Below are 12,906 nucleotides of genomic sequence, written 5' to 3'. Positions count from 1 at the left end.
AAGTAAAAGGAGCAGAGTAAATGAACCAGCTACCGTTACTGAGCATATTAACCTTCACACCGCTGATCGGGGCGATACTGCTCCTCTTTGTGAACAAGAACAGCCACGGCGTGCTCCGTAGCATCGCCATGGCGGTTACGGTGGTGACGTTCGTCCTCTCGTTGCCCCTGATCACCGGGTACAACGCGCCGGGCAGCGACATCGGCGGGTTCCAGTTCCTCGAGAACATCCCCTGGATCGCGGCCGGTCCCTTCCAGATGAGCTACCATCTGGGCATCGACGGCATCAGCCTGTGGCTGGTCATCCTGACCACCTTCATCATGCCCATCGCCATCCTCTCCACCTACACGGCGGTTGAGGAGAAGGTGAAGGAATACATGATCTGCCTGCTTCTCCTCGAAGTCGGCATGATCGGCACCTTTATCTCGCTCGACCTGTTCCTCTTCTACATCTTCTGGGAGATCATGCTGATCCCGATGTACTTCATGATCGGTATCTGGGGCGGCAAGAACAGGATCTACGCAGCAGTCAAGTTCTTCATCTACACCGCGGTCGGTTCGCTCCTCATGCTGGTCGCATTGATCGCCCTCTACTTCAAGGCGGGCGGCGGCGACTTCAGCATCCTGCGCTTCTACCAGCTGCACCTCGACCCGACCACCCAGATGTGGATGTTCCTGGCCTTCGCACTGGCCTTCGCCATCAAGGTCCCGATGTTCCCGCTGCACACCTGGTTGCCGGATGCCCATACCGAGGCGCCGACCGCCGGCTCCGTAATCCTGGCCGCCGTCATGCTGAAATGCGGTACCTACGGTTACGTACGTTTCGCCATGCCGCTGTTCCCGGATGCCAACTTGCAGTTCACCCCGCTCATCGCCACCCTCTCCGTGATCGGTATCATCTACGCATCGCTGGTGGCCATGGTGCAGCAGGACGTCAAGAAACTCGTTGCTTACTCCTCGGTAGCCCACCTGGGCTTCGTAATGCTGGGCGTGTACGCCCTCAACCAGCAGGGCGTCACCGGCGGCATGCTGCAGATGCTGAACCACGGTGTTTCCACCGGCGCATTGTTCCTTATCGTCGGCTTCATCTACGAGCGTCGTCATACCCGTCTCATCACCGACTTCGGTGGTCTGGCCAAGCAGATGCCGGTCTTCACCACCATGTTCATGATCGTGACCTTCTCCTCCATCGGCCTGCCGGGCACCAACGGCTTCGTCGGTGAGTTCCTGGTGCTCCTGGGTTCCTTCGAGAGCAGCCTGCGCTGGTATGCCATCATCGCCACCTCCGGCGTCATCCTCTCCGCCGTCTACATGCTCTGGATGTTCCAGCGCGTCATGTTCGGCGAGCTGAGCAACCCGAAGAACCAGACCCTGAAGGACCTGAACGCACGCGAAGTCGCCATCATGCTGCCGCTCATCTTCCTCATCTTCTTCCTGGGCATCTACCCGCGTCCGATCATCGACACCATGGCCCCGTCCATCGACAAGATGATCGCGCAGACCAAGGTTCAGAAGCAGGTAGCGCAGGCAGCAATGCCGGCAGCTATGGCACTTCCCCCGGGTCACATGGCAGTACCCGAGGCAGGTGCGGCACCCGCAGGTATGCCCGCAGGTCACCCGGCGATGCCGGAGGCAGGCGCAGCACCCGCTGGCATGCCCGCAGGACACCCGGCCATCCCCGCAAACAACGAAGCAAAATAGACCGCTTAGAACTACTGACGGAGGATTATAGATGGAAACAATTGCTATGCCGGCCATAAACCTGGCAGTGATCATGCCTGAGATCCTACTCTCATGCATCGCCATGGTGCTGCTGCTCGTCAACGTCTTCGTGCCGGGCAAGAACAAGGCCTACCTCGGTTACCTGAGCATCATCGGCCTTGCAGTGACCGCGGCGAGCGCCGTGGGCGGCTGGGGGCCGTCGGTATCAGCGTTCAACGGATCGGTAGTGCAGGACAACTACGCAATCTTCTTCAAGATCATCTTCATCATTTCCGCGGGCCTTGCCATCTTGATAGCGGATCGCTACATGGTCCAGGAGGATTGCAACCAGGGCGAGCTCTACCCGATGGTTCTTTTCGCCACCGTCGGCATGATGCTGATGGCGAGCGGGACCGACCTGATGGTCATCTTCCTCGGCCTCGAGCTTCTCTCCATCCCGCTGTACATCCTGGCCGGGTGGAACCGTGACAACCTGGCATCCAACGAGGCAGGCCTCAAGTACTTCCTGCTGGGTGCCTTCTCCACCGGCTTCCTGCTCTACGGCATGGCGCTCACCTACGGCGCCACCGGCAGCACCAAGATCATGGCCATCTCCTCCTATGTGATGAGCAACCCCGGCGTAGCCAGCAACCCGCTCTTCATCGTGGGCATGCTGCTGATCGCCGTCGGCTTCAGCTTCAAGATTGCCGCCGCACCGTTCCACATGTGGACCCCGGACGTCTACCAGGGCGCACCGACCCCGATGACCGCGTTCATGTCTGCCGGTCCGAAAGCAGCAGGCTTCGCAGCCTTCATCCGCGTCATGATCTTCGCCTTCCCGATGCTGAGGGCTGAGTGGAGCGACCTGCTGTGGATTCTGGCCGTACTGACCATGACCGTCGGTAACATCATCGCGCTGTCCCAGGACAACGTGAAGAGGATGCTGGCCTACTCCTCCATCGCCCATGCCGGTTACGCGCTGGTGGGTTTCGCCGCCGTGAACGCCGAAGGTGCAGCAGGCATCCTGTTCTACATGCTCTCCTACGCCTTCATGAACATCGGCGCCTTCGGTGTCATCGTACTGATCACCAAGAAAGGCGAGATCAACGGCAACGTGCAGGATCTGGCCGGTTTCGGTCACAAGAAGCCGCTTCTGGCAATGGTACTGAGCATCTTCCTGTTCTCCCTGGCCGGCATGCCGCCGACCGCAGGTTTCATCGGGAAGTTCTACCTCTTCAGCGCAGCCATCAAAGCCGGTTACGTGTGGCTTGCCATTATCGGTGTACTGAACTCCGCGGCATCCCTGTACTACTACCTGCGCGTCATGGTCTTCATGTACATGAAAGATCCGACCGAAGACTTCGAGTGGGCAGGTGCCACCCCGGCCATCGCAGTATGTCTGCTGGTAGCCGTAGGTGCCACCCTGGTTCTCGGCGTAGTCCCGGGCACCGTCCTCGAGTTGGCGCAGAAAGCAGTACAGTTCTAAGACGAGCTAGTTTATAGAAGCAAAAAGAGGGCACCCGATTCCGGGTGCCCTCTTTGCGTTTGTATGTCCCTGGCAGAAAGAAGGAGCGCGCGTGCCCCTGGTGATTCCATGTCACGTGTAGGGGCGAATAATCATTCGCCCGTCCACCTCCCCCCTCACATATGCCAACACAAACGCGGTGTCCCACCCCTGCGAAACCTTGTCCCCGAAGCGTTGCCGCGCCCCTCACGTCCCCCCCTTTGACGAAGGGAGGACATCCCACGCCAAGTTTGACACCCACCTAGCCCCTGGTACATTTCCATCTTCACGACCTCACCATTAGGAGGTTCCAAGATGGCCGGTTCCCGTCAAGATCACCTCCGTCGCGACCCCTTCCAACGCCCCACCCTCACCCCCGGCCCCCTAGGCTACAACGATGCAGCATCGCCTAATTCGAAAGCCCTTCCTAAGGACACACCTGGGCCAGTAGGGCGGAATGATCTTGCAGATCCCTCTGCGCGATACAATGCCCCGCAAGCCGTTTTGAGAATTTCAGCACCCGAGCGTTGGATTCCACTGGACCAGGCACAAATTATAGCTTTAGAAATTTCGACATATTTCGAAGGGGGAGAGGCGAAGTATGGAACCCTGGCCGATGATGGTGATGACCAGGCCACCTCATTTGGACTGCTTCAGTGGAATTTTGGTCAAAACACCCTTGGGCCGATACTCAAGAAGATGCTGCGAGCAGATCCAGGTCAATTTGAAAATTGCTTCACCAAAAATACCGGTTACGAGACACTGAAGAAAGCGATACTCGAAAACGATCAGGCAGGACAAAAAAAGTGGGCCAGATCTCTGCTAAAGACGAACCGCAGCGGATGGGAGACGTCGTTTAAAAATATTGCAAGGGTGGCGGTCTTCAACAAGATCCAAAATGACGAGGCAATTAAAGATTATCACATGCTGGTAATGCGGGATATTGCGTGGCTGAGGGCAATTAAACCGATTGAATTTCAACGAATCGAGATTAACACATACGCAGCGCTATTTGACCTATGCGTGCAACAATACGGTATCGGTAAATCAAAAGCAGCCATAATCAGCCAAATAGGCGAGAAGAAACCAAAGACGCAAGGAGAGATAATGGCTATCGTTGTTATGGAAAGGGGGCGAGGAGCGAAGCACAAGTATCAAGCCGATTGTATCAGCCGCAGGATGGGCATCTTGACGTCGGAGCCGTTCATATCTACTGAGGGAGGGGGCAGAGTGACGCGAAAGAACCCAAAGTTCAAATTATTAGTGCATTACAGAGGCGCATATGTGCGTCTTTAAGCAACTACTTACTGCACTTGCAGCTCTACAGGTCCTTTCGTACGCTGCATGGGCTCAGGAACAAGCAGTTTGCTCCTCAGCGGTTTGCTCGTTCCATGTACCAGCAGAGCAAATGACGGCGCCATGTTCTCATCTGGCGGGCTTAGTGGCGTACAGCGAGCCAACAGGAGCTACCTTGATACAATGCAGCGACCCAGCTACTGGCGCCTCGACAGTGTTTATTACCAATCGTCAAAGCAATTCAGCTGCATACGAGATTGAAGATGGCAGATATTACAGGTCGCAATACCTACCTGAGCTCATGAAGGAGGGCGTGCCGGACAGATTTGGCAGAGTTCCACTTTGTGATCCAAACCAACGAAAGAAATCTACATCGTTAATCGTGTTAGAAAAGGAACCAGCAGACACCGATGTGAATCCCTACTGCTACCGCATCTACTACATAGACGCATCAGCCACAGCTTTGAACGTAACTAGAGACGATGGCTACAAACTGCCGCCGGCTTCGAAAAAGACCGTAGCAAAATGGTCTCCCCTGCGCCGCAAACTTACAGCTCTCATCAAGCCTTAGCCATATCCGAAGTAGCCTTGAAAGTTTGGAGGTAACAGGTGACGCCGAATCTCTTGATGCCACTCCTGTTGGTGAGCCTGATAATTCAACCTACTCCTCTCCAGGCAGATGCGCGCAGAGGTTTCCCCAAAGAACTTATAGGCAAGTGGCAAGTGGTTGGGGTTCGTCTGGACAGTACTTTTACCGCCCGCACCTACTACGAATATGATGACAAGAGCTTACTTGGTAAGACGGTCACAATTCAACGCACAGAAGCCAGAGGCAATTTGCCGGAGACGCTGTGGTGTATAGGACCGAACATCACAGAGCAACGGAGCACCCTCGATGGCTTGTTGGCGAAGACGATGGCAAGGCAAGAGGAATTAGAACAGTCAGCTGCATCTAAAAGGTACATGCTGGCGGCAGATGGCGGTGCGAGCGTGACGGTTTATTGGGTCGGGTGCGGAAAAGGAGACTTTGGTCCTGATGTGCCATTTGGCCCTGGAGGAGAAAACTGGATCGCACTCCTGCCCGGTGGCAATGCCGCTACTCGCTGGTACGACAACACCATCCTCCTGTTGAAACGCAAGCGGTAAAGAATACTTTACAAGGAGTGTAAAGTGTTGTTTCATGTAACGAAAGGGGAGTGTTATGCAGCCGACAAGAGATAGAGTGCAAAATTACAGGGCAAAACTTCGTGAAGCTGGATTGAAGCCGGTTCAGATATGGGTTCCCGATCCAGCGACCCCTGGTTTTGAGGCCGAATGCCTCAGACAATCGCGGCTCGCGCTTCAAGACCCGCAGAATCTGCAGGACTTGGAAGACATGGCTGAGGTGGCCGACTGGGGTGAGGAATGAAACGGGGAGATGTCGTCCTGGTGACCACTGCAGGTGATTATGGCAAACCACGACCTGCTCTTGTGGTCCAAACCGACTACTTTTCTGAGCACCCAAGCGTAACGCTCTGTCTCCTGACATCCTTTATGTTGGATGCCCCGCTCTATCGTTACAAGCTCGCACCGACGGCAGAGAATGGGCTGTCAGCCCCCTCTTTTGTTCAGGTGGACAAGCTAATGACCGTGCCCCGCCAAAAAGTAGGTGATGTCATAGGGAACTTGTCTGACAAACAGATGTCCGAGATCACGAGACTATTGGCATTGTGGATAGGCATCGCGGACAGGTAGCAGAGCCCAAATTTAACATCGCCCAAGCTCTCCTCCCAAGAGTGTGGGGTCACAGCCCACCCTCCCAGGGGCAGGTTATCCCTTTTATCCCCTTCATCCCTGTTAGTTGTTTCTGGTTTCCTAAGGGCCCTCGCGGAACTGCGCCCCGTTACACGATGACTCCTGCTGCTCCGGCATTGGCTGCAACTCCGCCGCGATGGTGTCGGAACCAAGATCCTGCCCTTCGGGCCAGCCGATGCCGGTGAAGAAGAGGGAGACCCGCCTGAAGTACGCCTCCTCATTCAAGCGCTGGAAAAAATCGCTTTTGATATAGGGGGCGACATCGAAAAAGCCTGACCTGCCATCGGAAAGGACGACCGCTACTTTTTTGTCCTCCAATGGTTTTACTGAAACCACTTTATTCATGACTACTCCAAAGGCTTTATGAGCAAAGGATTCTGGTCATTTACGGCAAGGTGCCAGTCGGTCAGCAGATCATCCTTGTGGATCTCGAACCATGACTGAACGAGCATTACTGCTGCCCAATGTCTACACCCGTTTTTGCCTCCCACCGACGTCCAGCAAAGCTTCAGGATGCAGTAACGCAATTCTCAGCAGCACTCGCGCTGGGCCTTCCGGCTTGCGCCGCCCCTGTTCCCAGTTTCGCAGCGTCCCGACGCTGATTCCGACGAGGTTTGCAAACTTATCCTGGGACAGCCCGAATCTCTCGCGCAGAGCACGAACCTCCGTTTCAGGAAAGTCAAAAGAACGGGAGGGTTCCGTCTCTCCTTTCATTATCGCCGCACCCTGCTTCACACTTTCCAACAACTCCTTGAAAAGTTCATCGCTCATGGATATTCCCCCTGAAATACGGTACGTCATTGGCGCACGGGCGTCAACCTGACAAGTGATTGCGTCCCAGTCTTAGCTCATGGAACCCAAGCCTTAGGGAGACCTCCGTTGCCCACCGGCAGCAGCTCGCAGTTATCCCTTTTATCCCTGTAGATCGCTTCACTTTGCGTCTCCGCGCCTTTGCGTGAGATGCCTTCAGGTCTTCCTCTGGAGCCTCCGTGGAGCTCTGCACTGTCTGTGGATGAGCTTTCAAATGCGCCAAAGGATGTACCCGCCAAGGAGCGAATCGCACCGCCCTACTTGACAACAATATTTGTAGCGGCTAATACTTTATCCCATCATTCCACACGAACACGGGAGCCTACTATGAGCGAACCTTTCGACATCACCGGCCTGAAAGACCTTTCCGACGGCGACCTGGCCCTCTGCGGCGAAACCCTGGCCGACCACCTGGAGGAACATCCGGCCTACAAGGGGCAAACCATCCCAATCTGTATTCCAGGCCCGGGCAATCTGAGGGAGGAAGCACAGGACATCAAGCACGCATCAAATGCGGCACGCCTGGACCCATCGAAGGAACCCTTAAGGCAAGAGAAGCGGGAGAAGATTATCAACTCTATAAAGTTCTCCTGCCAGTACGTGGTCATGTTTGCGACCCACACCAATGATCCCAGCCAACTGGAGGGCGTACCTGTCAATAGACAGCAAAAGGCGCCGCGGAGCACTACCGTGAAGCTGCCCAAGAAGTTCAACAAGTTCAAGGTCAGTCATGGTGACAGATCAGGTGGAGTGAAGATGTACGTCAACAGTTGGGAGGGAAAGGCGAGTGTCGATGTACAGATCTGTTACGGTAATCCCGCGCAGGAAGATTCGTGGCAGGCCCTGAAGATGTCCCATTACTGCCACTTCACCGTCGACGGTTTAGAGCCGGCGCGCAGGGCCTACTTCAGGGCCAGGCTGATAAACGATGCCGGCGTCGGCCCCTGGTCCGAGGTAGTCGAACTGATCATCATCTAAAAGCAGCTTCCTGTACGCGAAGGTTCTTCAAACAATCCCGGGAACTGCGGACGGCGCAGCCACGAAGCGGATCGGAGGAACCACAGTTCCCCCCTTTGCGAAGGGGGGACAGGGGGGATTTGCCTGAATTAGCCATTACCACCAAGCGGCTGCACCAACGTGCAGCCGCTTTCGTTTATTCATCCCCTCGAATGGTCCCGTCTCTCACCTCACAACCTGAATCCCCGCCAGAAACTCCCCATCCTCACCGTCCGAGTCACACAAAACCGCCCCTTTCTCGTACTCACACCCGCTGATGGCAGTCCAACCCCCTGCCGTTGGAGGCCGTCCCAGGCAAATCCTGCAGTCCCAACCAAAATAGTGAGATTTTGTTGGAAATAGTGCTATTTCATCTGAAATCTCCTTATTTCATCTGGAATAGTGCAATTCCTGATCGAAATCTCACTATTCCAACTGAAATAGTGCAATCTTGAAAGAAATAGTGAGATTTTGAGCTGAATAGTGAGATTTTGGGTGGAAATAGTGCTATTTCCAACAGAATAGTGCAATTCCCATCTGAAATCTCACTATTCCATTTGAAATCGTGAGATTTTGGTCCGAGTTTGCACTATTCCGTTTGAAATAGTGCAAAACCAAACCGAAATAGCACTATTCCGTTCAGAATAGTGCAAACCGATTTCGGTTTTGGCTTATTCCGTCAGCAATAGTGCAACCGCCCCCCGGAACCTCCCAATCCCCCGTGCCCATCCCTTTTATCCCCTTTATCCCTGTTAAAATGTGTCTCTCTTTGCGCCTTTGCGGCTTTGCGTTACAAATTAGATTGCGTGTTGATTCTACTTTATTAAAGCTATTCTATGTGCTAATTGTGTGTTTACGATTATCCCCTCAGGAGTTCCGCAAAGTCCCATGGCACGAAGACCGCGCACCAGCCCCATCGAAGATGTCATTATCATCGCCAGCAAATTCCCGTGGTGGGTATCGGTGGTCCTTGCCATTGTAACCTTTCTCATGTCCCGCTCAATACCCTCCCAAGCCCCCGGCAATCTAGTAGCACCGATAGTGGCGATGTTTTGTCAGATGTTTCTTGCTCCTGCTTTTCTAATCGCAGCAGGCATCTCCGGGTACAATTCCCTAAAGCAGCGCAAGCTCAACGAAACCGTCAAGTCCCGTACCGATGTCGCCTCTTTGAACGAAATGACCTGGGGCGAGTTCGAGACCCTGGTCGCCGAGCACTTCAAGCGGAACGGATTTGAGGTCGCGCGAGAGGGTGGCAGCGGTCCGGACGGCGGCATCGATCTTGTCCTGCGCAAGGGGAGAGAAAAGCACCTGGTGCAGTGCAAGCAATGGAAGGCATACAAGGTCAGCGTTCAGCCGGTACGCGAATTTTACGGAGTGATGGCCGCCGCCGGAGCCGCCGCCGGCTATTTCGTCACCACTGGTGATTTCACCCAAGATGATGAGAATGTTACTGAAGGGCTATCCCTTGAACTAAAAGCCCTTTGTAGCCTCAACCGAAAGTCGTGTTGTATCGTTGGGGTAGGTAATTTTGCGTGGAACAGATTGAATGTATATTATTCCGCATAAATGCGGAGATACTAGGAGCCTAATATGAAAATTCTTTTTGTAATTTTGTTACTACTGTTAATAGCTGCCATCACATATGGCGTTTATATATACTTAAAAAGACAACAGTATACGAGAGAACGGTTTGCTTTTGCGGCGTTGGCTTCGATAACGTCAATGTCAATGTTAGTACTTACATCAATGAAAAGCAACTTGATGCCATGGCATATTGGCCTGCAACTGTTTAACTATGTCACCTCAAGTGAAATAAAGGTTCGAGAGGCTGATTGGACAGATTATTCACTGTTGGTTCTCGTGTATATCGTAGCAGTGCAGGCCATACTTAGTATTTTTAAAAGCTGGGACGGGCTAAAAAGCTACGAGCAGTACCAGCGCGAACAAAGAAACATGCCTACTGGAATTATAAACGAAGGTGTGAGTGAACTCAGAAGAATTTCGAAGGGGCTCCCACCACCTGTGCAATTTTCAGAAATTAAAACGCGTAACGTGATGGAATTAGAGCCAATTACCGATTCGTTGGCCTGGAAAGATCAGGCTAGAGAGTTGATAAGGCTGTCTTCAACCTCGTACATGTTCTCACCGAGTGGGTGGCACGACAGCGTTGGGTATTGGATAGGGAAAAATGTTGATGGGCATAGCCCTGTTTTCTTGTACCCTGTACACGAAAGTGTAACGGAAAAAGAAATCAAAGAATTTGTGGAATATACCGTCAAGCAAGGTGACTATGACGAAACCAATGTAGAACATATTATTGCAATTTTAGGTGGCAATACTGATAAGTTGGTAAAACATAAAGGATATACCGTTAGAATAGTGGGGGAAGAGGCTCTTTTGTCCAATTTGGTAGATTTTACGGACTACAAAAACCACATTAATAATAGAGTGCTTAAAGACAATTTGCCAGACTCGGATTTTAAACTCAACGATGTCTATGTTCCTGCGCAAATAACAGTAACAAATATAAAAGCCAAAGAAGATGTGGTGCCAGTTAATGTAGAAGATTATCTCAAGGAATGGCTGGGGATTACAAACGGAAAACAAATTGCGCTGCTTGGAGAGTATGGGCAAGGCAAAAGTACAGCTACCCTAATGTTTACCTATCGATTGCTGAAGGAATCTAACCCGACACGGATACCGCTGCTGATCGAACTAAGGGGGACAAGCCCCAGGAATCTAACGCCATTGCAGTTGATTGGCGCTTGGGCCGCGCAATACAATCTTAATCCGCAAGCCTTGATGAAACTACACATAGCAGGCAAGCTCTTGCTTATCTTTGAGGGATTTGATGAGATGGCCTTGATTGGGGATTCAGAGATGCGGCTTAAACATTTTAGGACCATCTGGGGATTCTGCTACCCAAAGGCAAAAATTGTCATAACAGGCAGACCTAACTTTTTCTTAGATGAAGAAGAGATGAAGAACGCTCTTGGCATCGGAAAAGCGTTAGCCAACAAACCATATTGTGAAGCAGTCCGGCTATTGCCTTTTACATTAAATGAAATAGAAAAATCTCTTAGGCAGCACAAAGGTCATGTGCGCGATCAGATATGTAATCTGGTTAAGCAGAATATGAGATTTAACGAACTTGTTTCACGTCCTTCGTTGCTTCACATCGTCTCGACCCTTTGGGAGTCGGAAGGATTGTTTGAAAAGGTAGAGCAATTAAATTCAGCCTTTGTCATGGATTTGTTTATTCGACACAGTTACAGAAGGCAAGGGTTAAAAGAAGCCGACACAAACCAGTTCATGGCACTCAATACCTCAGAAAGAGAATTCTTTATGTCTGCCATAGCGAGTTACATGGCAGTACATAATCTGCCAAATCAGATACTATCGGACCAACTAAACCAACTGATAGAGGAGCTTGTATTTATAATTCCTGACTGTATTTCGACTTCTGCCACAACAATAACTGGTGAGGTGAGAATACCCCTGAAACAACGAATAAAAGATGCTGAGTATGGTATAGAACATGTAAAAACTGACGTAAGAGCTTGTGGTATACTTGTTGATGATCCTTCAACTCCAGGAGCATTTAAGTTTGGTCACAAGTCTTTCATGGAATACCTTTTTGCTAGTGTAGTTGCTGATAAAATTATCAACAGGGAGTCTGAAAAAGCCAATGCAATTTTTAAAGTGACTGCTGCTATACTTGAAGATGTTATTACACTTCCAGTATCTGTAGAGTTTCTCGGTGAGATTCTTGGCGACAAGTTTTCTGTGGGCAATAATAAAGATATCATAGCGGGCAAGTTACTCCGTGCCTTTCTTAGTGATAACAGAATGGTGCGTTTTTTACAAAGGGCACTGCTGTTTGAAGAGGCATATCGGTATGCCGTAAAACAAAAATTTTCATGGTTTACAAGCCGTCTATTAGACGGTCTTTCGCCATCCAAATTCACCTTTTTTGTGTCATGGCTAATCTTGGCAACAGCCATGAGCCCGAAATCGCTTAAAGGAGTCATTCTTACCGCTTTGGTTAATGCTGCCATAATTATTGCTTATGTCTTTTTGAAGTCACCCTCGTTCACAACCATGCAAGCTAGAATGGTTTTGTGGCTCAGGCTGTGTACGGCTTTAAATATAACATGTGATGTGAAGCACAAGGTTTTACTAACTTGGTATGTCCCCTGGGTTAAAAGGACCTCACTGATTATTAACGAATCCAAAATTGTAGGTTTAGGCTTGTCAGTCGAAACAGGGACATGATTGGCGGCTAAGGGGCTTGGTGGGATGTAAGTAACTTGAGTAACTTCTTAATGTACATCTGTCATCAGATAGAGTGGGAATCTGGTGGGGAATCTGGAATCTGTGGAATCTGGGGTCAGGCTTGCAAAGTTGCAAAATTGGGTTAGTTTTGGCTAATGGCGCGCCGACAGCGGATACATTTTCCTGGTTCTTTCTATCATGTGATCCTGCGGGGTAATGACCGGCAGGACATTTTCTACGACAATGTAGACCGCTACAAATTTTACCTGCTTCTCCAAGAGGGGATCGAAAGGTTTGGCCATTCGATCCTCTCTTTTTGTCTGATGACAAACCACGTCCATCTTCTTTGCCAAGTATCCGAGATCCCGCTACCAAGGATCATCCAGAACCTTGCGTTCAGGTATACCCGTTGGATCAACTGGCGACAGAACAGAGTCGGTCCCCTCTTCCAAGGACGATACAGGGCGATCCTTGTGGACGCGGACGAAGGGGGAGGCAGGGGGGACGGTGTTGATTAGTTGACTTTAAGGC

12 protein-coding genes are annotated in these 12,906 nt (G+C 51.5%); 10 read left to right on the top strand and 2 right to left on the bottom strand.

The annotated features are described in order from the left end of the window. Positions 1 to 20 precede the first annotated feature (20 nt). The 6 genes from KP004_RS18870 (at position 21) to KP004_RS18845 (ending at position 6,234) form a co-directional block, all read left to right on the top strand. Complete coding sequence (locus tag KP004_RS18870; protein WP_216799944.1) at positions 21 to 1,700, top strand: NADH-quinone oxidoreductase subunit M; 1,680 nt, start codon at positions 21 to 23, stop codon at positions 1,698 to 1,700. Positions 1,701 to 1,731: 31 nt separating this feature from the next. After that, entirely contained in the window at positions 1,732 to 3,186 is a 1,455-nt protein-coding gene (locus KP004_RS18865; protein ID WP_216799943.1) for an NADH-quinone oxidoreductase subunit N, read from the top strand. 333 nt (positions 3,187 to 3,519) lie between these two features. Next, the gene (locus tag KP004_RS18860; RefSeq protein WP_216799942.1) at positions 3,520 to 4,500 is read left to right on the top strand and encodes a hypothetical protein; all 981 of its coding nucleotides are present in this window, start codon (positions 3,520 to 3,522) and stop codon (positions 4,498 to 4,500) included. Positions 4,501 to 5,109: 609 nt separating this feature from the next. Continuing rightward, positions 5,110 to 5,646, top strand: a complete 537-nt coding sequence (locus tag KP004_RS18855) for a hypothetical protein (protein WP_216799941.1) — start codon at positions 5,110 to 5,112, stop codon at positions 5,644 to 5,646. Between the two features lie 55 nt (positions 5,647 to 5,701). Further along, positions 5,702 to 5,908, top strand: coding sequence for an antitoxin MazE family protein (locus KP004_RS18850; protein WP_216799940.1), 207 nt, complete (start codon positions 5,702 to 5,704; stop codon positions 5,906 to 5,908). Further along, positions 5,905 to 6,234 carry a type II toxin-antitoxin system PemK/MazF family toxin gene (locus KP004_RS18845; RefSeq protein ID WP_216799939.1) on the top strand — a complete coding sequence of 110 codons (330 nt, stop codon included), beginning with the start codon at positions 5,905 to 5,907 and terminating at the stop codon, positions 6,232 to 6,234. The genes KP004_RS18850 and KP004_RS18845 overlap by 4 nt, the downstream gene beginning before the upstream one ends. 120 nt (positions 6,235 to 6,354) lie before the next feature. On the opposite strand, the gene KP004_RS18840 is transcribed toward KP004_RS18845, so the two are convergent. Then, a complete protein-coding gene (locus KP004_RS18840) occupies positions 6,355 to 6,639 on the bottom strand; it encodes a DUF2442 domain-containing protein (protein WP_216799938.1) in 285 nt (94 codons plus the stop codon). A gap of 123 nt (positions 6,640 to 6,762) precedes the next feature. After that, positions 6,763 to 7,065, bottom strand: a complete 303-nt coding sequence (locus tag KP004_RS18835; RefSeq protein ID WP_216799937.1) for a helix-turn-helix domain-containing protein — start codon at positions 7,063 to 7,065, stop codon at positions 6,763 to 6,765. 366 nt (positions 7,066 to 7,431) lie between these two features. On the opposite strand from KP004_RS18835, the gene KP004_RS18830 reads away from it, so the two are divergent. The 4 genes from KP004_RS18830 (at position 7,432) to KP004_RS18815 (ending at position 12,893) form a co-directional block, all read left to right on the top strand. Further along, positions 7,432 to 8,082, top strand: coding sequence for a fibronectin type III domain-containing protein (locus tag KP004_RS18830; RefSeq protein WP_216799936.1), 651 nt, complete (start codon positions 7,432 to 7,434; stop codon positions 8,080 to 8,082). Between the two features lie 906 nt (positions 8,083 to 8,988). Further along, a complete protein-coding gene (locus KP004_RS18825) occupies positions 8,989 to 9,666 on the top strand; it encodes a restriction endonuclease (RefSeq protein WP_216799935.1) in 678 nt (225 codons plus the stop codon). 24 nt (positions 9,667 to 9,690) lie between these two features. Continuing rightward, the gene (locus KP004_RS18820; RefSeq protein ID WP_216799934.1) at positions 9,691 to 12,375 is read left to right on the top strand and encodes an NACHT domain-containing protein; all 2,685 of its coding nucleotides are present in this window, start codon (positions 9,691 to 9,693) and stop codon (positions 12,373 to 12,375) included. Between the two features lie 155 nt (positions 12,376 to 12,530). Further along, a complete protein-coding gene (locus KP004_RS18815; protein WP_367620741.1) occupies positions 12,531 to 12,893 on the top strand; it encodes a transposase in 363 nt (120 codons plus the stop codon). Positions 12,894 to 12,906 lie beyond the last annotated feature (13 nt).

It is taken from the genome of Geomonas oryzisoli (assembly GCF_018986915.1).
GTDB lineage: Bacteria > Desulfobacterota > Desulfuromonadia > Geobacterales > Geobacteraceae > Geomonas > Geomonas oryzisoli.
Note: the sequence above shows the minus strand (reverse complement) of the source record. Positions and strands in the feature narration are given on the sequence as shown.